Annotated in this window: 17 protein-coding genes and 5 tRNA genes; 13 read left to right on the top strand and 9 right to left on the bottom strand. The window is 70.5% G+C overall.

Features of this window, described 5'->3' with window-relative positions:
* Positions 1–70 precede the first annotated feature (70 nt).
* From BIV23_RS05970 to BIV23_RS05960, 3 genes are all read left to right on the top strand, one after another.
* Positions 71–1,666, top strand: coding sequence for an acyl-CoA carboxylase subunit beta (locus tag BIV23_RS05970; protein ID WP_071379661.1), 1,596 nt, complete (start codon positions 71–73; stop codon positions 1,664–1,666).
* Between the two features lie 57 nt (positions 1,667–1,723).
* The gene (locus tag BIV23_RS05965) at positions 1,724–1,915 is read left to right on the top strand and encodes an acyl-CoA carboxylase subunit epsilon (protein ID WP_071379660.1); all 192 of its coding nucleotides are present in this window, start codon (positions 1,724–1,726) and stop codon (positions 1,913–1,915) included.
* 206 nt (positions 1,916–2,121) lie between these two features.
* A complete protein-coding gene (locus BIV23_RS05960; RefSeq protein ID WP_107471087.1) occupies positions 2,122–3,057 on the top strand; it encodes a hypothetical protein in 936 nt (311 codons plus the stop codon).
* A gap of 59 nt (positions 3,058–3,116) precedes the next feature.
* Here the strand turns inward: BIV23_RS05960 and BIV23_RS05955 are convergent, their stop codons facing one another.
* The 8 genes from BIV23_RS05955 to BIV23_RS05920 all read right to left on the bottom strand — a co-directional run bounded on the left by BIV23_RS05955 (position 3,117) and on the right by BIV23_RS05920 (position 13,805).
* Positions 3,117–3,698, bottom strand: a complete 582-nt coding sequence (locus tag BIV23_RS05955; RefSeq protein ID WP_009314218.1) for a GTP-binding protein — start codon at positions 3,696–3,698, stop codon at positions 3,117–3,119.
* Positions 3,679–4,248, bottom strand: a complete 570-nt coding sequence (locus BIV23_RS05950; protein ID WP_071370711.1) for a DUF742 domain-containing protein — start codon at positions 4,246–4,248, stop codon at positions 3,679–3,681. Before BIV23_RS05950 ends, BIV23_RS05955 begins: the two co-directional genes overlap by 20 nt.
* Positions 4,249–4,344: 96 nt before the next feature.
* Positions 4,345–4,758 (bottom strand): roadblock/LC7 domain-containing protein, encoded by a 414-nt coding sequence (locus BIV23_RS05945; RefSeq protein ID WP_003993185.1) that lies wholly within the window; start codon positions 4,756–4,758, stop codon positions 4,345–4,347.
* Positions 4,759–4,768: 10 nt separating this feature from the next.
* On the bottom strand, positions 4,769–8,032 hold the full coding sequence (locus tag BIV23_RS05940) for a nitrate- and nitrite sensing domain-containing protein (protein WP_177239726.1): 3,264 nt from the start codon (positions 8,030–8,032) through the stop codon (positions 4,769–4,771).
* A gap of 407 nt (positions 8,033–8,439) precedes the next feature.
* The gene (locus BIV23_RS05935) at positions 8,440–9,015 is read right to left on the bottom strand and encodes a GTP-binding protein (RefSeq protein WP_067301226.1); all 576 of its coding nucleotides are present in this window, start codon (positions 9,013–9,015) and stop codon (positions 8,440–8,442) included.
* Entirely contained in the window at positions 8,996–9,394 is a 399-nt protein-coding gene (locus BIV23_RS05930; RefSeq protein ID WP_009190816.1) for a DUF742 domain-containing protein, read from the bottom strand. The genes BIV23_RS05935 and BIV23_RS05930 overlap by 20 nt, the downstream gene beginning before the upstream one ends.
* A 112-nt stretch (positions 9,395–9,506) precedes the next feature.
* On the bottom strand, positions 9,507–9,920 hold the full coding sequence (locus BIV23_RS05925; RefSeq protein WP_005479910.1) for a roadblock/LC7 domain-containing protein: 414 nt from the start codon (positions 9,918–9,920) through the stop codon (positions 9,507–9,509).
* A 9-nt stretch (positions 9,921–9,929) separates the two neighbouring features.
* A complete protein-coding gene (locus BIV23_RS05920) occupies positions 9,930–13,805 on the bottom strand; it encodes a sensor histidine kinase (protein WP_107471085.1) in 3,876 nt (1,291 codons plus the stop codon).
* 570 nt (positions 13,806–14,375) lie between these two features.
* Here BIV23_RS05920 and BIV23_RS05915 point away from each other — a divergent pair.
* The 9 genes from BIV23_RS05915 (at position 14,376) to BIV23_RS05875 (ending at position 18,378) form a co-directional block, all read left to right on the top strand.
* Positions 14,376–14,564, top strand: a complete 189-nt coding sequence (locus BIV23_RS05915) for a hypothetical protein (protein WP_071370710.1) — start codon at positions 14,376–14,378, stop codon at positions 14,562–14,564.
* Positions 14,565–14,726: 162 nt separating this feature from the next.
* Positions 14,727–15,515 (top strand): fumarylacetoacetate hydrolase family protein, encoded by a 789-nt coding sequence (locus BIV23_RS05910; RefSeq protein ID WP_071379659.1) that lies wholly within the window; start codon positions 14,727–14,729, stop codon positions 15,513–15,515.
* Complete coding sequence (gltX, locus tag BIV23_RS05905; protein ID WP_079172975.1) at positions 15,508–16,992, top strand: glutamate--tRNA ligase; 1,485 nt, start codon at positions 15,508–15,510, stop codon at positions 16,990–16,992. The genes BIV23_RS05910 and gltX overlap by 8 nt, the downstream gene beginning before the upstream one ends.
* 87 nt (positions 16,993–17,079) lie before the next feature.
* On the top strand, positions 17,080–17,826 hold the full coding sequence (locus BIV23_RS05900) for an HAD family hydrolase (protein ID WP_071379657.1): 747 nt from the start codon (positions 17,080–17,082) through the stop codon (positions 17,824–17,826).
* A 90-nt stretch (positions 17,827–17,916) separates the two neighbouring features.
* A tRNA-Gln gene (locus BIV23_RS05895) sits at positions 17,917–17,988 on the top strand.
* A gap of 21 nt (positions 17,989–18,009) precedes the next feature.
* Positions 18,010–18,082: transfer RNA gene (locus BIV23_RS05890), tRNA-Glu, on the top strand.
* A 29-nt stretch (positions 18,083–18,111) separates the two neighbouring features.
* A tRNA-Glu gene (locus BIV23_RS05885) sits at positions 18,112–18,184 on the top strand.
* A 21-nt stretch (positions 18,185–18,205) separates the two neighbouring features.
* A tRNA-Gln gene (locus BIV23_RS05880) sits at positions 18,206–18,277 on the top strand.
* 28 nt (positions 18,278–18,305) lie between these two features.
* Positions 18,306–18,378 (top strand) — tRNA-Glu (locus BIV23_RS05875).
* A gap of 53 nt (positions 18,379–18,431) precedes the next feature.
* Here the strand turns inward: BIV23_RS05875 and BIV23_RS05870 are convergent.
* Positions 18,432–19,076 (bottom strand): MerR family transcriptional regulator, encoded by a 645-nt coding sequence (locus BIV23_RS05870; protein WP_071379656.1) that lies wholly within the window; start codon positions 19,074–19,076, stop codon positions 18,432–18,434.
* Between the two features lie 83 nt (positions 19,077–19,159).
* Between BIV23_RS05870 and BIV23_RS05865 the strand changes: the two genes are divergently transcribed.
* On the top strand, positions 19,160–19,669 hold the full coding sequence (locus BIV23_RS05865) for a DUF4188 domain-containing protein (protein ID WP_071379772.1): 510 nt from the start codon (positions 19,160–19,162) through the stop codon (positions 19,667–19,669).
* The last annotated feature ends 1 nt before the right edge of the window (position 19,670 follow it).

Here is a 19,670-nt window from a genome sequence, read left to right as displayed (position 1 = left end):
AGGAAAACGGGCCGGAGACTGTACGGAGTCGACGTCTCGCTTTCCTTGGTGTCCTTCGTAAGGTCGCTACATGACCGTTTTGGAAGAGACGACGGGTGAGCCGTCCGGCGAGCCGACGGACGCGCGCGGACGGGTCGCCGAGCTGCACGAGATTCGTGCCAGGGCCGTGTCCGGCCCGAGCGAGAAGGCGACGGCGGCGCAGCACGCCAAGGGCAAGCTGACGGCGCGGGAGCGGATCGAGCTGCTCCTGGACCCGGGGTCCTTCCAGGAGGTCGAGCAGTTGCGCCGGCACCGGGCGCAGGGGTTCGGCCTGGAGGCGAAGAAGCCGTACACGGACGGTGTGATCACCGGCTGGGGCACGGTCGAGGGCCGTACGGTCTTCGTCTACGCGCACGACTTCCGGATCTTCGGCGGCGCCCTCGGTGAGGCGCACGCCACCAAGATCCACAAGATCATGGACATGGCCATCGCGGCCGGTGCCCCGCTGGTGTCGCTCAACGACGGTGCGGGCGCCCGGATCCAGGAGGGCGTCAGCGCCCTGGCCGGCTACGGCGGCATCTTCCAGCGCAACACCAAGGCGTCGGGTGTCATCCCGCAGATCAGCGTGATGCTCGGCCCGTGCGCGGGCGGCGCGGCGTACTCGCCCGCCCTCACGGACTTCGTCTTCATGGTCCGCGAGACCTCGCAGATGTTCATCACGGGCCCGGACGTGGTCAAGGCCGTGACCGGCGAGGAGATCAGCCAGAACGGGCTCGGCGGCGCCGACGTGCACGCCGAGACCAGCGGCGTGTGCCACTTCGCGTACGACGACGAGGAGACGTGCATCGCCGAGGTGCGCTACCTGCTGTCGATGCTGCCGCAGAACAACCGCGAGAACCCGCCGCGCGCCGAGTCCTCCGACCCGGTCGACCGCCGCAGCGACGTCCTGCTGGACCTGGTCCCGGCGGACGGCAACCGGCCGTACGACATGACGAAGGTCATCGAGGAACTCGTCGACGACGGCGACTACCTGGAGGTCCACGAGCGCTGGGCGCGCAACATCATCTGCGCGCTGGCCCGCATGGACGGCCAGGTGGTCGGCATCATCGCCAACCAGCCGCAGGTCCTCGCCGGCGTCCTGGACATCGAGGCCAGTGAAAAAGCTGCGCGCTTCGTCCAGATGTGTGACGCTTTCAATGTCCCGATCATCACCCTGCTGGACGTGCCGGGCTTCCTCCCCGGCGTGGACCAGGAGCACGGCGGAATCATCCGCCACGGCGCGAAGCTGCTGTACGCCTACTGCAACGCGACCGTGCCGAGGATCTCGCTCATCCTGCGCAAGGCGTACGGAGGTGCCTACATCGTCATGGACTCCCAGTCGATCGGGGCGGACCTCACCTACGCCTGGCCGACCAACGAGATCGCGGTGATGGGCGCCGAGGGCGCCGCCAACGTCATCTTCCGCCGGCAGATCGCCGACGCCCAGGACCCCGAGGCCATGCGGGCCCGGATGGTCAAGGAGTACAAGTCCGAGCTGATGCACCCGTACTACGCGGCCGAACGCGGCCTCGTGGACGACGTCATCGACCCCGCCGAGACGCGCGAGGTCCTGGTCAAGTCCCTGGCGATGCTCCAGTCCAAGCACGCCGACCTGCCCTCCCGCAAGCACGGCAACCCCCCGCAGTAACCGAGCGGACCCGCCGCGGCAACCCCGCGGACCTCTCTCTCACGGAGACTGACACCCATGAGCACTCCTGACATCCGCGTCGAGAAGGGCCACGCCGAGCCCGAGGAAGTCGCCGCCATCACGGCCGTCCTCCTGGCCCGCGCCGCCGCCCGCACGTCCGTGGCCCCGGCGCGCCGCGGCCGCCCCAGGGCAGGCTGGCGCCGGCTGGAGCGCGAGGGCGGCTTCCGCGCCCCGCACAGCTGGCACTGAGCCCCGCGTCAGCACGGCCCCGCTCTCCTCCGGGAGGGCGGGGCCGTCGGTGTTGTGCGCCCTTCCAGTCCGTCCGTGCGCCCGTGCGCTCCCGCGAACGGATCAACCGGCGCTGGGCGGTCGCCGATCAAGATCCCTAATCTGGCGCCGACATCCGGCGCAGGAGCCGGCCCAGGAACCGGCCCAGGAAAGGGACCCCACCGCCCGTGACACTCTCGACGCCGCGATGTGCCGTCCGGATCACCCTCGCGACAACCCTGCTGACCGTGCTCGCCATGATCCCGGCCGGCGCCGCCGGCCAGAGCTGGCAGCGGGTCGGCACCGACGCCCGCAGCGGCGTCAGCGGCCTCGCCCTCGAGGGGCCGTCGGCCGACGGGACCGGCGTGGACGCGCTGATCGTGCACGACAACAAGGCGCCCGGACAGCGGCGGCTGTCCCGGGTCACCCATCGGGACCGCGGCCCCGACGAGGTCGCCCCGCTGACGTGGAGCGGGGCCGAACCGCAGGACCTGGAGGCCATCGAGGCGATTCCCGGCATGGCGGGGGAGTACCTGGCGCTCGCCGCCCGCGGCATCGTCTACCGCGTCCGGGTCGACGGTGACACGGCGGCCGTCGTCGACTACACGCCCCTGCCCGGCGTCGCCCCGGGCGACGACGACGAGAGCCTCGCGCTGGTGTCCCGGGACGGCAGGCTCGCCGCGCTGTGGGCCTCCCGGGGCGACGGTCCGGGCCACCCCGCCGTCCTGTACGCGGCGTCGCTCACCTTCGCCCCCTGGGGACAGCCCGAGTTCGGCGCCGTGAGCCGCCGGCCGTACCGGGCGCCGTACCCGGTCGGCGAGGGCACCCGGCACATCTCCGACCTCTCCGTGACCGACTCCGGCCGGATCCTGGCGAGTTCGGCGGCGGGCGCCGGTGACGACGGGCCGTTCGACTCCGCCGTGTCCGACATCGGCCGGGTCACCGTCTCGCCGGCCGGCGCCGTGCGCGTCACGCTCGCGCAGTCCCCCACCCTGCTCGGTACCTTCCACGGCTACAAGGTCGAGGCCGTGGAGTGCGTGCCCGGCACCGACCGGGCCCTGCTCGGCACCGACGACGAGAACCACGGCGGCTCCGTGCGCTCCCTGCCGTACTGCGGGCGCTGAACACAACTCGGCCCCTGAACCCACCGGTTCAGGGGCCGTCGTCAGGTGATGCCGGTGTGCTACCGCAGGCGGGCCATCAGCGCGTGCTCGACCAGGGTGATCAGCGCCGACTTCGCGTCCGCGCGGTGGCGGGCGTCGGTCGTGATGATCGGGGTGTCCGGCCCGATCTGGAGCGCCTCGCGCACCTCGTCGGGGTTGTACGGCTGCTGGCCGTCGAAGCCGTTGAGGGCGATGACGAACGGCAGCCCGCTGTTCTCGAAGTAGTCGACCGCGGGGAAGCAGTCGGCGAGGCGCCGGGTGTCCACGAGCACGATCGCGCCGATCGCACCGCGCACCAGGTCGTCCCACATGAACCAGAAGCGGTCCTGGCCCGGCGTGCCGAACAGGTACAGGATCAGGTCCTGGTCGAGGGTGATACGGCCGAAGTCCATGGCCACCGTGGTGGTGGTCTTGTCCCCGGTGTGGGTGAGGTCGTCGATGCCCGCGCTGGCGGACGTCATGACGGCCTCGGTGCGCAGCGGGTTGATCTCCGAGACGGCACCCACGAACGTGGTCTTGCCCACGCCGAAGCCGCCCGCCACCACGATCTTCGCGGAGGTGGTGGAGCGGGAAGGACCGCCGCTAGAGCTTGCGAAGTCCACTGAGCACCCTTTCGAGCAGTGTCACGTCTGGCTGGCCACCGGCGTTCTCGTCGCCGCCGGGCTGATGGATGGCGACCAGGCCCGCCTCCGCCAAGTCGGCGACGAGGATCCTGGCCACGCCGAGGGGGATCGTCAGCAGGGCCGAGACCTCGGCCACCGACTTGATCTCCCGGCAGAGGTTGCAGATCCGCTGATGCTCGGGCAGCTGGCCCTGCATCTGGTGCGGCTGCGCGGTGGTGTGCACCAGTGCCTCGATGGCGAGCTGGTACCGCGGGCGGGTCCGGCCGCCGGTCATGGCGTACGGACGCACCAGGGGGTTGTTCGATGCGGACGCGGGCGCCGGCTCGGGGCGGCGCTGCGGCTGCACCGGCTGGATGCGCGGGGCCGGAGGCTGGTCGTACGGCGACGGGCCGGGGCCCTGCGGCGCGTACGGCTGCCGGTGGCTCGGGGCGGAGGGGAAGTTGTACCGGTTCGCCGAACCGTCGCCCTGACCCTGACCAGGGCCGTACGACCAGTTCCCCGAATGCGAACCACCTGGGGGTGTTGCCACTTTCTCTCCTCCTCCGACTGTGCCGGGCACCCATCGCTGTGGAGCCGCGTCCCGAAACCTTACGGCCCCGGGACGCGAATACGCACCGTCCGATTGTTAGTTGAGAAGGCTGCCCTGGAGCTCCGCACGGAGATCCGGGGTCAGGACCGTGCCCGCGCGGTCCACCAGAAGGGCCATCTCGTACCCGATGAGGCCGATGTCCGCTTCCGGGTGGGCCAGAACCGCGAGGGACGAGCCGTCGGATACGGACATGATGAAGAGGAATCCCCGCTCCATCTCCACAACCGTCTGGTTCACGGCACCTCCCTCGAAGATCCGAGAGGCGCCTGCCGTCAGAGACGTCAGACCGGAGGCGACGGCCGCGAGCTGGTCCGCACGGTCGCGGGGGAAGCCCTCGGACATTGCCAGAAGGAGTCCGTCGGCGGAGACCACCACCGTGTGGGACACCCCCGGGGTGTTGTCCACGAAGTTGGTGATCAACCAGTTCAGGTTCTGTGCCGCCTGGCTCATCGGGCTCACACTAACGCTCCTGGTTGTAGGTGCTGTCAGGACCGAAGCCCTGGCCGTTCGTTTCACTGCCTGCGCTGCGTCCGCGCTGGACGCCTCGGCGCAGGTTGCTCAGCCTGCCCCGGACGTCCTCCGGGGCGCGGGAGACCTGGGGGCCTCCCTGGGGGGTGCTCTCGGCGGCGCCCTCGACCAGGTTGGCCTTGGGCACCCGCCGCGGCAGACCGGAGGCGGTGACCCCGCCCGCCTTCGGCTTGCGGAGCTGCGAGGCCTGCTGCCACCGCTCGTCGTTCGCCGAACGCCAGCTGTTGTCGCCGCCCGCTGCCGGAGCGTCGCCCGGAGCCGGAGCCGGAGCCGGAGCCGGTGCTTCCGGCTGCACACGGGCCGTGCCGTTCGCGGCACTCGCGCCGTTGGAACCGCTCGGGGCGGAACCACGGCGGGGCAGCCCGGCGTCGGTCAGCGTGTGGGAGGCGGGAGCGGCCGGTCCCGGACGGTCGAAGCCTACGCGGTTGCGCTCACTCACGTCAGCGGCCTGCGAGGATTCGGTTTCCGGAGCGTACTGGGCCGGGTAGCCGTTCTGGTAGCCGTCCTGCGGCTGCTGCGGCTGCTGCGGCTGCTGCGGCCAGTCGTCCTGGTACGAGTGGGCCGGGGCCGGCTCGGTGTACGCGGGGTCGGGGTAGCCGCCGGCCGAGAAGCTCTCGCCCTGCGGCTGGCCGCCGTTCGGCGCGAAGAACTGGTCCTCGTACGGCTTGTTGTAGTTCTCCTCGTACGCGGCCTGCTGCGGCTCCTCGTACGCCTGCTCCTGGTAGGCCTGCTGCGGCTGCTCCTGGAACGCCTGGTGAGACTGCTGCTCCTGGTAGCCCTGCCGGCCGTCGAAGAGGGGGTCCGCGTAGGCGGCGGGCGCCTCGGGCTCCTGCTGCGGCTCGGCCTGCGGCTGGCCCTGGGCCTCCAGGGCCGCGCGGCGCTCCTCGCGCATCAGCGAGCGGCCGACCGGGTCCAGCTCCCGGATGTCGTCGGGGATCTCCGGGTAGCGGCTGTCGTCGAAGCCGAGCTCGGCGGCGGTCCGCAGGGGCTGCTGCACCTGCCCGAAGTTCTCGCCCCGGAACTGCTGCTCCGGGATGATCTGCGAGACCGTGAACTCCTCGCGGTCCAGCGGCGTCTCGCCGCCGCCACCGTGCGTGATCGCGTCCGGCAGCATGACCAGGGAGGTCGTACCGGCCTGCTCGCCCGAAGGGCGCAGCTGGACGCGGATGCCGTGCCGGTCGGACAGTCGGCCGACCACGAACAGGCCCATGCGCTGGGAGATCGCGGCGTCCACGGTCGGCGGGTTGGCCAGCTTGTGGTTGATGTCCGCGAAGTCCTCGGCCGTCAGGCCGATGCCCTTGTCGTGGATCTCGATCATGATGCGGCCGTCGGGCAGCCGGGTCGCGGTGACGCGGACCTTGGTCTGCGGCGAGGAGAACGTCGTCGCGTTCTCCAGCAGCTCGGCGAGCAGGTGCACGAGGTCGGTGACCGCGCGGCCGTGGATCTCGGCCTCCGGCACACCGGACAGCTCGATGCGCTCGTACTGCTCCACCTCGGAGGAGGCGGCGCGCAGCACGTCGACCAGCGGGACCGGCTGGTCCCAGCGGCGGCCGGGCTCCTCGCCCGCGAGGACCAGGAGGTTCTCGCCGTTGCGGCGCATACGGGTGGCCAGGTGGTCCAGCTTGAAGAGGTTCTCCAGCTGGTCCGGGTCGGCCTCGTTGTTCTCCAGGTCGGTGATCAGGGTCAGCTGGCCCTCGATCAGCGACTGGTTGCGGCGCGACAGGTTGGTGAAGATCGCGTTGATGTTGCCCCGCAGCAGGGCCTGCTCGGCGGCGAGCCGGACCGCCTCGCGGTGGACCTGGTCGAAGGCGCGGGCGACCTCGCCGATCTCGTCCTTGGTGGTGATCGGGATCGGGGTCACCCGGGTGTCGACCCGGCCGGGGTCGGTGCGCGAGAGCTGGTCGACCAGCATCGGCAGGCGCTGCTCGGCGATGCCGAAGGCGGCGTTGCGCAGCTGGCGCATCGAGCGGCTCATCTGGCGGGCCACGGCACCGGCCAGGATGAAGGCGAGCAGCAGGGCGACCACGACGACGGCACCGGTGATGATGGCGGAGGTCTTGGCGTCGTCGGCGATGCCGGAGGCCTCGTTCACGGCCTTGTCGGCCATGCCCGACTCGATGTCGCGGTACGCGTTGAACTTGAGCGTGTTGACCGCCCACCAGTTCTCCGCGGTGATGCCCTTCTGGGCGAGCGCCTCACGGGCGACCGGGTCGGTGGAGCTGAGCGTGGCGAGCGCCGTGACCAACTTCTGCGGGTCGGACGGCGGCGGGACGTAGCTCGGGTTCTTGGCCTTGGCCTGCTGGGCCATCGTCGCGGCCTGGGTCTGGATGTTCTGCTTCTCGGCGTCCAGCTTGTCCGCGTCGGCCTGGGTGCCACCGCCGATGTACTCCTCGACGGCGATGCCCTCGAGGTAGGCGTACGAGGACAGGGCGACGCGCTGGCTGGCCAGGTTCCCGGCGTCGGGGCCGGGCTTGATCAGCAGGTGCATGCCGATGGAGCGTTCCAGCGACAGGGCCGCCTTGGTGAGCGAGATGGCGTAGACGGTACGGCCGTAGGAGGTGATGTTGCCGGTGCCGAGGCCGAGCTCGTTGGCGAACTCCATCAGCGGGTGGGCGACCTTGACGTAGCCCTCCTCGGTCTGCACACCGGTGAACTTGGAGGTGTACGCACCCGCGCGCAGCGTCTGCAGGAAGGGCTCCGCCTCGCGGAACAGCTTCAGCCGGCGCTCCAGGCCGGACTTGTGCGGCATGTTCTGCGCGGCCTGGTCGAAGGCGTCGGCGGCCTTGTCGGTCGCGTCGCGGGCCGCCGTGACCGTCGCCTTGTCCTGGGCGGTCTCCAGCTTCCCCTTCAGCAGGGGCGCGGCGGTGGTGTCGCGCTCCTGGTAGAGCGCGTCGGCGTAGGAGAGCGAGGCGCGCACGAGCCGGGCGGTGTTCTCGGCGTCACGGGCCTGCTGCCAGGTGTCGATCGAGTTCTTCACCTGGAAGCCGCCCATGACGAGACCCACCGCCACGGGTATGAGCAGGATCGCGTTCAGTCTGGTCGGCACCCGCCAGTTGCGCGGGGAGAAACGACCGCCGCTCGGGGCCTGCGGGGCCGCCGGTTCCGCGCCGGTCACGGGGGTGGGCGCCGCAGCGCGCGGCGGCGGGGTGAAGTTGCCCCGTGCCGACGGCTCGGGACCGTTCTTGCTTCGCCTCACTCGACCAACAACCTCTCGGCGGTCGGCACCTACGTCGTGCCGCAGAGTCTCTCAGAGCCCGGTTCGTCATCGACCATTGAGTACGTCTTTGACTATTGGGCAGTTCAGGCATTCCAGCACGTGGACCAGTGCTCTTCCAAACAGCGGAAACCTGTGAGCGGGCCTGTTGCAGGTGGCAGATAAAACGGTCATAAAGAGCGAGCCCCGCCAAAAGGCGGGGCGATTGTGAGCACAGCGGTACAGCCCGACTGCGTCGCGTGGTGATACCCGGGGATTCCTCTGCCGAACTGTTATGAACACCGGAGCCGACCGTGTCAAAGGCCACAGCCGGCTCCGGTCCGATTACGACAACTGCCGTACGGCACGTCGTACTTGAGCACGTATGCACGTGCTGACCAGCACTTGTGCTACCGAAGGCGGGCCATCAGCGCGTGCTCGACCAGCGTGATCAACGCGCTCTTGGCGTCCGCGCGGTGGCGGGCGTCGGTCGTGATGATCGGGGCGTCCGGTCCGATCTGGAGCGCCTCGCGCACCTCGTCGGGCGTGTAGGGCTGCTGGCCGTCGAAGCCGTTGAGGGCGATGACGAACGGCAGCCCGCTGTTCTCGAAGTAGTCGACGGCCGGGAAGCAGTCGGCGAGGCGCCGGGTGTCCACGAGCACCACCGCGCCGATCGCACCGCGCACCAGGTCGTCCCACATGAACCAGAAGCGGTCCTGGCCCGGCGTACCGAAGAGGTACAGGATCAGGTCCTGGTCGAGGGTGATACGGCCGAAGTCCATGGCGACGGTGGTCGTCGTCTTGTCCCCGGTGTGGGTGAGGTCGTCGATGCCGGCCGAAGCGGACGTCATGACGGCCTCGGTGCGCAGCGGGTTGATCTCCGAGACGGCGCCGACGAACGTGGTCTTGCCCACGCCGAAGCCGCCCGCCACCACGATCTTGGCGGAGGTGGTGGCCCGGCCCGCGTCAGAGCTTGCGAAGTCCACTGAGCACCCTTTCGAGCAGCGTCACGTCCGGAGCGCCACCGTTGTTCTCGTCGCCACCGGGCTGGTGGATGGCGACCAGGCCGGCCTCGGCGAGGTCGGCCACCAGGATCCGGGCCACCCCGAGCGGCATGGCCAGCAGCGCGGAGACCTCCGCGACCGACTTGACCTCACGGCACAGGTGGCAGATGCGCTGGTGCTCCGGGAGCAGCCCCATGAGCGCTGCCGGGTCGGCCGTCGTGCTGATCAGCGCCTCGATGGCGAGCTGGTAGCGCGGCCGCGTCCGGCCGCCGGTCATCGCGTACGGACGGACCAGCGGCTGGTCGCCCTCGTCCCCGTACGGTTCCGCGTACGGATCGTGATGGGCGGTGGGCGGGGTCATGAATCCTCCGGGCGGGACAGCAAGTCGGTCAGTCGTGCCGTCTGACGGGGGCCGGTGGGGGGATTGTGTCGGCCGGACGGTGGTTTGGTGAGGTGGGTGGTGCCGGGGGCGGTCAGTGGAGCAGACTGCCTTGGAGTTCGGCGCGCAGATCCGGGGTGAGTACCGCCCCTGCGCGGTCGACGAGCAGTGCCATCTCGTAGCCGACGAGACCGATGTCGCATTCCGGGTGGGCCAGGACCGCGAGGGACGACCCGTCCGAGACGGACATCAGGAAGAGGAACCCCCGCTCCATCTCGACGACCGTCTGTGCCACGTCGCCGCCCTCGAAGATCCGGGATGCCCCGGCGGTCAGCGAGGTGAGACCCGAGGCGACGGCCGCGAGCTGGTCGGCGCGGTCCCGCGGGAAGCCTTCGGACATCGCCAGCAGAAGGCCGTCGGCGGACACCACCACCGTGTGCGACACCCCAGGGGTGTTGTCCACGAAGTTGGTGATCAACCAGTTCAGGTTCTGTGCCGCCTGGCTCATCGGACTCAACTAACGCTCCTGCTGGTGAGTGGGGCTCGGGTAGCTGCCGGTCTGGCCGCTGCCGGCCTGACGGCCCTGAGCGATACCCCGACGGAGATTGGTCAGCCGTCCGCGTACGTCGTCGGGCGCACGCGAGATCTGCGGACCGGCCTGGTGCTGTTGCTGCTGAGCCGTGCCCGGGACGAGGTTCGCCCGGGGTACCCGGCGCGGCAGGCCGGAGGTGGTGATGCCGCCCGCGGCGGGCTGCCGCACGCGCTCGGCCTGCCGGACGAGGTCGTCGTTCGGCGAGGTGCGCCAGGAGCCGGTGGCCGAGCCGTTGCCGCCCGCGCCGTTGGTGCCGCCCGCGTTCGCGTCGCGCTGCGGAGCCGGGGCGGGCGCCTGCGGCTGCTGCGGCGCGGCCGCGCCGTCCTGCGGACCGCCGTGGAACCAGTTGGTCTCCAGCGTGTCGTACAGCGGCGTACGGCCGTCCAGGGGACCGCTGGCCGGCGGCAGTGCCTCCGGCTCGCGCTGCACCGGACGCGCCGGGTGCTGCTGCGGCTGCGGGGCCTGCGGGCGCGGGGTGCCGAAGTCGTTCCGGACGGGCGGCTGCGGGCGCTCGAACTGGCCGGTGTGCGCCGGGTTCTGCTGCTGTCCGGGCAGCGCGTGCTGTCCGGTGGAGCTGCCGTCGAAGCCGCCGTCGTAGGCCTGCGGTGCCGCGAACCGGCCGCTGTCGCGCCGGCCGCTGTCCTCCGGCCGCGCGGGCGCCGGGCTGCCGAAGACGTCGGAGCGGACGAACTGCCCGGCGTCCGACTGGCCGGCGGGAGCACCGGAGTCGGCGGGAGCGTCGAACCGGCCCGGCAGCTGCGGGGCCTCGGGCCGGGCGAACTGGCCGGTCTGCTGCGGGTCGTCCGGGCGTGCGTACCGGCCGGTCTGCTGGGGGGCGTCGGGCCGGGGGAACCGGCCCGTGCTCCGGGAGCCGTCGAAGCCGTTCAGCTCGGGGCGCGGGAACTCGCCGGTGGCGGACGGACCGTGGTCGTCGAACGCGGGTATCGCGGGTATCTCCGCGGTCGCGCCCGGACCCTGGCGGTCGTCGACGCGCGGCATGCGCGCGGTGTGCGCCGGGTCCTGCTCGTCGTGGCCGCGCGGGGCGTCCAGCGAGGCACGCGACAGCGGGGCACCGGAGTCGCTCCAGCTCGGCGTGCGCGGCTGCTGCGGCTCGGCGCCGGGCAGCTCTGCCCGCGGCCCGCCGCGCGGCGGCAGCTGGGGCTGACGGCCCTGGTCGGCGGGGCGCTGCGGGCCACGGCCGCCGAAGGCGTCCTGCTGCGGCCCGCCCGGGTTCGCGGCCTGGAGGTTCTGCGGGGCGCCCGGCGCCTGAGCGCCGAAGCCGCCCGAGGCGGAGCCGGTGGGGACCGGCCGGCCCTGCTGCGGACCGCCGGGGCCGCCGAACGCACCGGCACCGCCCTGCGGGCCGCGCCCGCCGGGACGGCCGCCCTGGCCTCCGCCGGGCAGCGCGGCCCGGGGACCCTGGCCGGCGCCGACCTGACCGCGCGGCGCGGGACCGGAACCGAGCAGACCGCCACCGGCCGGGGCGCCGCCGAGGGCGCCGCCGCCCGCGGCCTGCCGCCGGGCCGCGGCCGCACCCGCGGCGGCCTGCGCGGCGGCGGGACCGCCGGAGCCACCGGGCGCGCCCGGCTTGCCCGGAGCGGGCTTCTTGCCGCCCTGGGCCACGTCCACGGGCAGCATGACCAGCGCGGTCGTACCACCGGAGTCGGACGGGCGCAGCTGTATGCGGATGCCGTGCCGCTGCGAGAGCCGGCCGACCACGAACAGGCCCATGCGGCGGGAGACGGAGACGTCCACGGTGGGCGGCGAGGCGAGCCGCTCGTTGATCGCCGCGAGGTCCTCGGGGGACAGGCCGATACCGGTGTCGTGGATCTCGATCAGTACGCGGCCGTCGGGCAGCGCGTGACCGGTGACCTTGACCTTGGTCTGCGGCGAGGAGAACGAGGTCGCGTTCTCCAGCAGCTCGGCGAGCAGGTGCACGAGGTCGTTGACGACGCGGCCCGCGACCTCGGTCGTCGGCACGGACGCCAGCTCGATGCGCTCGTACTGCTCCACCTCGGACGCGGCGGCACGGAGCACGTCGACCAGCGGGACCGGGCGGGTCCAGCGACGCCCGGGCTCCTCACCCGCGAGGACCAGGAGGTTCTCGCCGTTACGGCGCATACGGGTCGCGAGGTGGTCGAGCTTGAACAGCGAGGACAGCTGGTCCGGGTCGGCCTCGCGGGACTCCAGCTCGGAGATGAGCGAGAGCTGACGCTGGATGAGGCCCTGGGAGCGGCGCGAGAGGTTGGTGAACATCGCGTTGACGTTGCCCCGGAGCAGGGCCTGCTCGGCGGCGAGGCGGACCGCCTCGCGGTGCACGTCGTCGAAGGCCGCGGCCACCTGGCCGATCTCGTCCTTGGAGTGCACACCGACGGACTCGACGGAGGTGTCGACGTCCTGCGGGTCGGACTCCGAGAGCTGCTTGACGAGCTCGGGCAGACGGTCCTGGGCGACCTTGGTAGCGGTCTCCTGGAGCCGGCGCAGCGAGCGGATCATGGAGCGGGCCACGACGAACGCGCCGACCAGCGAGACGCCGAGCACGAGCAGGATCAGCGCACCGGAGATGATGGCGTCCTGCTGGGTGGCGCTCTTCAGCTCGCGGGCCTTCTGCTCCATCTCCTCGAGCAGCGTGTGCTCGATCTTCTTCATCTGCTCGATCTTGGTCGAGCTGTCGTCCACCCAGTCGCGGTACGACCGCGCCGGCAGCTGCTGCATACCGCTGGCGGACTCGAAGGAGCGCTTGGCGTAGGTGTCGGCCGCCTCGATCGTCGGGTTGCCCCCGTCGATCGGACCGAGGAGCTCCTCCGCGTTCCCCTGGCTCGCGTAGATCTTGCGGAAGATCGCCAGCTCGGAGTTCTCGCTCTCGTACGCCGACTGGCCGTAGAGGCGGTCGTTCTCGGAGAGGTCGCCCTTGGACGAGGTGGTCGAGGGCAGTGCGGCGGCGATGGCCGCGCGCTGCTCGGAGGCGTACTCCTTGGCGGTGGAGAAGGCCGCCAGGGCGCGGGTGCGGGAGATCATCTCCGGGTTGCTGGAGGCCTCGGCCATGTCCTGGGACAGGTTGATCAGCTGGGTGATCAGCCGGTGGTACGACTCGACGGTCTGGGTCGAGTTGCCCGGCGACTGGTAGGCGGACCGGCGGATCTTGGCCAGGTCGTCCAGCTGGTTGGCGAGGCCGACGAGGGCGTCACGCACGCCCTGGAGCTGGCCGTCCTTGCTCGCCGCGTCGATCTGCTCGGAGGCGTCGAGGAAGTTCTCGCGGGCCCGGTCGGTCTTCTCCTGGTAGCCCTTGACCGTGTAGTCCGTGGCCTTCAGACCGTGCGACAGCGGACCGGCCGACTGGTCGCGCTCCTCCTGGAGCGCGGCGGCCAGCTCCGTGGCCTGCTTGGTCATGTCCGTCAGCAGCTTCATGTTGTCGAGCTGCTGGATGTCGTTGATGTTCTGGTCGATGCGCAGCGCGCCCAGCGAGGTCGCCGCGACCACGGGGAGGGCGAGCAGCGAGACCAGACGCGTGGAGATGCGCCAGTTGCGCAGGGCCATGCGCGAACCGGGGCCGGTGCTGCCCTTGACGGGCTTCACGGTCGGAGTGGTGGCCGCGGAACCGCCGGGGGAGGCGGAAGCGGTCGAGGAGGTCGGACCCGACGGGCCGACGGGCCGCCCGCCGCGTTCACCGCCGTCACCGGACGGGGCCGGGCCCTGGTTCTGGGCGTGCTGGGGGGAGGAGCCGCCCTTCATGGGAGCAGTCCCGTCGTGCGGCTCCGGCTCCGCCGAAGCGCTGCCATCCCTCTTGAAACGTCCCTGCACTAGCGTCGCAACCTCTGGACCAGGCACCCCCCCGCTCGCGCGGAGGGACACGGTGTCGGCGTTGTGGGGAGCGCCCTGAAAACGTCCCCCGATGGTCTTGAGTGACCGGCGCTGGTTCCCCCTGTCTCGCCGCCACTCGGCGCTGCGTCGCGCCGCCTGTGCGCCGGCTCGATCCTGCGGCGGTCCGTGGAATTCCAGCACAGTGCCGGATCTCCAACAAGGGCCGTGGACCGAGCCGTGACCTCGGTGACGGGCTGTGAGTGTCATGTCACCAGCAGTGGAAGCTTATCCCGTGCATAACGGGCGCAATCCGGCGAGTTGTCGGACGGTGTCAGGTGTCCCAGTCGCCATGATCAGGAGCGGAATGAGCGCTTCAGGGGGTCAATGTCCGTTTCGCTGGGGCGGATTGGTGAAGTGATTTGACCGGTTTGTCCGCGAGGTCGTGAGGAAACTCACATGTATCACAGGGGCAGTTGGCGCCGTCGGCGGGGAATTGGATGTTTAGCCTGACGCTTTACAGGAGTGACGACTCTGCAAACCCACTCGACCAGAGGGCACAGGACGACAACGGTGAAGACGACGATGATGTTCCACAAGATCGCCAACCCGCGGCGCACGACCCTGGCGCATCTCCAGGACGCCGGCGAACTGCAGACCGCCGAACTGCCGGAGCACTCCGTCGAGCTTCCGCTCCAGACGGCCAACCCGCGGCGCACCGTCCTGGTGGACATCCCGGCCCAGGCGGCAGCCGCAGAGTAGCCGACGGGCGCGGAGCGGCCGCGCGGCCGCTCACCTGTTCCGCTGAATTCCGGGCACCGGGGAATTCGGCGGAGGGCATTTCCGGGAGGAATCCGACCCCTCGACCGGTTAACCTGGGGCGTCAGTACGCCGGTTCTCAACTGTGAGGGGCGCAAGGATCCCGTGCGCATCGCCAGGTTCTCCATCGACGGGAACGTCGCCTTCGGCGTGGTCGAGGGCGACAAGCAGGACGAGCTCGTCCTGGACATCATCAAGGGCATTCCCTACGGCGTCGACTTCGAGCTCAGCGGTGTCAAGGTCCCGCTGAGCAAGGTCAGGCTCCTGCCCCCGGTCATCGGCAACAAGATCGTGGCCTTCGGGCGCAACTACGCGTCCCACGCGAAGGAACTGGGCAACGAGGTCCCCGAGGCGCCGTTCGCCTTCTTCAAGCCGAGCACCGCGATGATCGCCTCCGGCGACGACATCCAGTACCCGTCCTTCTCCGAGGACCTGCACCACGAGGCCGAGCTGGCCGTCGTGATCGGCCGCATGTGCCGCGAGGTGCCGCGCGAGCGCGTCAAGGACGTGATCTTCGGCTACACCTGCGCGAACGACGTCACCGCCCGCGATGTGCAAAAGCGCGAGAAGCAGTGGGCCCGGGCCAAGGGCTTCGACACGTCCTGCCCGCTCGGCCCCTGGGTGGAGACGGACCTGGACCTCGCGCGCGCGGGCGACCTGACCATCCAGTGCACGGTCAACGGCGAGCAGCGCCAGCTCGGCCGCACGAGCGAGATGACCCACCCCATCGAGGACCTGGTCGTCAACATCTCCGAGGCCATGACCCTGCTCCCCGGCGACGTCATCCTCACCGGCACCCCCGCGGGGGTCGGCCCCCTGCACGTCGGCGACGAGGTCGCCGTCACCATCGAAGGCATCGGCACACTCACCAACAAGGTTGTCAAGCGTGGCTAGCGCACCCGGCTCCCCCGTTCGCGTCCGTTTCTGCCCCTCGCCCACCGGTAACCCCCACGTGGGCCTGGTCCGCACCGCCCTGTTCAACTGGGCGTTCGCCCGGCACCACCAGGGCACGCTGGTCTTCCGCATCGAGGACACCGACGCCGCCCGCGACTCCGAGGAGTCGTACCACCAGCTGCTCGACGCGATGCGCTGGCTCGGCTTCGACTGGGACGAGGGCCCCGAGGTCGGCGGCCCGCACGCGCCGTACCGCCAGTCGCAGCGCATGGACCTCTACAAGGACGTCGCGCAGAAGCTGCTGGACGCCGGTCACGCCTACCACTGCTACTGCTCCCAGGAGGAGCTGGACACCCGCCGCGAGGCCGCCCGCGCCGCCGGCAAGCCGTCCGGCTACGACGGTCACTGCCGCGACCTCACCCCCGCGCAGGTCGAGGAGTACCGGGCCCAGGGCCGTGCCCCGATCGTCCGCTTCCGGATGCCGGACGAGACGATCACCTTCACCGACCTGGTCCGCGGCGAGCTGACCTTCACGCCGGAGAACGTGCCGGACTACGGCATCGTCCGCGCGAACGGCGCCCCGCTGTACACGCTGGTGAACCCGGTCGACGACGCCCTGATGGAGATCACCCACGTCCTGCGCGGCGAGGACCTGCTCTCCTCCACCCCGCGCCAGATCGCGCTCTACAAGGCGCTGACCGAGCTGGGCATCGCCCGGCGGACCCCGGCCTTCGGTCACCTCCCCTACGTGATGGGCGAGGGCAACAAGAAGCTCTCCAAGCGCGACCCGGAGTCGTCCCTCAACCTCTACCGGGACCGGGGCTTCCTGCCCGAGGGGCTGCTCAACTACCTGTCCCTGCTGGGCTGGTCGCTCTCCGCGGACAAGGACATCTTCACGATCGAGGAGATGGTCGCGGCCTTCGACATCTCGGACGTGAACCCCAACCCGGCGCGCTTCGACCTGAAGAAGTGCGAGGCCATCAACGCCGACCACATCCGCATGCTGGATGTGAAGGAGTTCACCAGCCGCTGCGCCCCGTGGCTGAAGGCCCCGTTCGCCCCCTGGGCGCCCGAGGACTTCGACGAGGCGAAGTGGGCGGCGATCGCCCCGCACGCCCAGACCCGCCTCAAGGTCCTCTCCGAGATCACGGACAACGTCGACTTCCTGTTCCTCGCCGAGCCGGTCTCCGACGAGGCCTCGTGGACCAAGGCGATGAAGGAGGGCTCCGACGCCCTGCTGCACACGGCCCGCGAGAAGCTGGAGTCGGCGGACTGGACGTCGGCCGAGTCCCTGAAGGAGGCCGTCCTGGCCGCCGGCGAGGTCCACGGCCTCAAGCTCGGCAAGGCCCAGGCCCCGGTCCGCGTCGCCGTCACCGGCCGCACCGTCGGCCTGCCGCTCTTCGAGTCCCTGGAAGTCCTGGGCAAGGAGAAGACCCTGGCCCGCATCGACGCGGCGCTGGCCAGGCTCTCCGCGTAACCGTCGGCACCGCCGAACCTCAGGGGCGGCATCCGGAACTTCCCGGATGCCGCCCCTGTCGCGTTCCTCACGCGGTAGGTTCGGATCATGACGATCAGAGCCGTCGTCTGGGACGTCGACGACACCCTCTTCGACTACACGACCGCCGACCGGCAGGGCATGCGGGAGCACCTGGTGGCCGAGGGGCTGTTCGACGGCTACGGCGGTGCCGAGGCGGCCCTGGCCCGGTGGCGGGAGGTCACCGACCAGCAGTGGGCCCGGTTCGCGGCCGGGGAGCGCGGCTTCCAGGACCAGCGGCGCGACCGCGTGCGCGTGTTCCTCGGCAGGCAGGCCCTGACCGACGACGAGGCCGACGCCTGGTTCCAGCGGTACATACGGCACTACGAGGCCGCCTGGAGCCTCTTCCCGGACGTCCTGCCCGTCCTGGAGGCCCTCGCGGCCAGTCACCGGCACGCGGTGCTGTCCAACTCCAGCCTCACGGTCCAGGAGCACAAGCTGCGCGCCCTCGGCATCCGCGACCGCTTCGAGGCCGTCCTGTGCGCCGCCGAGCTGGGCGTCTCCAAGCCGGAGCCCGGGGCCTTCCGCGCGGCCTGCGAGGCCCTCGCGCTGCCCCCGCACGAGGTGGCCTACGTCGGCGACCACCCGGAGATCGACGGACGGGGCGCCGCCGAGGCAGGGCTGGTGTCGGTGTGGATCGACCGCGGCGGGGCCGCTGGGCAGCCGGCCGGCGAGGCCGTCCCGCACGACGCCGTCCACCGGATCACGACCCTCGCCGAACTCCCCGCGCTCGTCCGCGCGGATACCCGTTTTGGAGCCCCGTCCACCTTCGGGTAATGTTCTTCCTGCGCCGAGGGGAGCGGGCCGAAAGGCCGGAACCCCGAGGAGCGAACGAGAACGAGAACCCCACAGGGGGTTGAGTTCCAATGGCCTATGGTGTAATTGGCAGCACGACTGATTCTGGTTCAGTTAGTCTTGGTTCGAGTCCAGGTAGGCCAGCTCGCAGAGCTCATCTGCAAAGCCCCCGTTGTGTAGCGGCCTAGCACGCTGCCCTCTCAAGGCAGTAGCGCCGGTTCGAATCCGGTCGGGGGTACTGATCTCGATCTTGTCGGGATCGCTAGGGCCCCCGTTGTGTAGCGGCCTAGCACGCCGCCCTCTCAAGGCGGTAGCGCCGGTTCGAATCCGGTCGGGGGTACTGACTGGTCTAAACCATCATTGGTCTATGGTGTAATTGGCAGCACGACTGATTCTGGTTCAGTTAGTCTTGGTTCGAGTCCAGGTAGACCAGCTCGGACCTGCGGAAACGCAGTGTCCACGCCCCCGTTGTGTAGCGGCCTAGCACGCCGCCCTCTCAAGGCGGTAGCGCCGGTTCGAATCCGGTCGGGGGTACAGGAGGAAGGCCCTTCGCTTCGGCGGAGGGCCTTCGTCGTGCCCGGCACCGGCTACTCGAAGCCGTACCGCCGCGCCGTCTCCTCCTCCTGGGCCAGCCGGTGCAGCGCCTGCAGTACGGGCTCGTTGAGGACCGCCCCCAGGATCGCGAACTCGACCCGTTCCGCCTGCGACGGATACGCCTCCATGTTGTCCAGGTCGAGGGTGGCTGTCCGGTACATCAACTCGGCGTACGGCACGAGCAGTTCGGTGCCGAAGGTGTAGCCGATCCGACGGAACGCGGCCACCGCCACCACCAGCGAGCGGTACGCGGGCGAGACGGTCGTGAGCTGTTTGGCGTTCGTCCAGCCGAGCTGGTCCAGGAGCGCGTCGACCTCCCGGTGCGCGGCCTGGACGTACTCGTCCTCCTCGTCCGGCTCCGGCACCTGCGGCAGTGCCCACAGCGCCGCGCCCAGGCGGATCGTGCGGGGCAGGGAGTCGTCGTCCACGTGCCCGAGCACCTCGCGCACCTTGGCCACCGGCACCCGGCCCACCTGGATCATCGCCCGCACCAGCCGCAGCCGGCGCAGATGCTCCTCGTCGTACTCGGCGGTCGTGGCGTTGACCTGGCGGCCCGGCGGCAACAGGCCTTCGCGCAGGTAGTACTTGATCGTCGCCGTGGACACGCCGCTGCGTTCGCTCAGTTCGGCCAGCCGCATCTCTTGCGCTCCTTCTCGGATAACGGCACTATCCAAGCATCGGTACTTGGATAGCTTCGCTCGCCAACGAGGGGGAAGTGGTCATGATGACCCGTACGACGGCCGACGCGAAGGGCGATGTCGTCGTCCTGTTGATCGGCATGCGTATCAACCGCTTCTGGGCGGTGCACCTGTGGCTGCCGGTGATGCTCGCGATGTTCCGCATGCTGCGGGATCTGCGGAAGGAGCCCGAGCGGGGACTGCTCGGCCACGTCCTGCTGACGGCCTCGCCGCGGACGTACTACGTCGTGCAGTACTGGGAGTCCAAGGAGAAGCTGTACGGCTACGCGACCGCGTCGGACGCCTTCCATCACAAGGCCTGGGCGCGCCTCAACCGCAAGGAGCGGGCCGGGAAGCTGCGCGGGCAGGTCGGCATCTGGCACGAGTCGTACGTCGTGCCCGAGGGGTCGTACGAGGCGATCTACGGCGACATGCCCGCGTTCGGGCTGGCCGCGGCGCACGGGCAGATCCCGCTGGAGCGGCGGGGCCGGTACGCGAAGGACCGGTTCGCCTACCGCTCGAAGGGGGTACCGGTGGCGGAGAAGACCGGCTGAC

Source organism: Streptomyces monashensis, from assembly GCF_001866665.1.
Lineage (GTDB): Bacteria > Actinomycetota > Actinomycetes > Streptomycetales > Streptomycetaceae > Streptomyces > Streptomyces monashensis.
The sequence above is the reverse complement of the archived record's forward strand: the minus strand, read 5'-3'. Positions and strand labels throughout refer to the sequence as shown.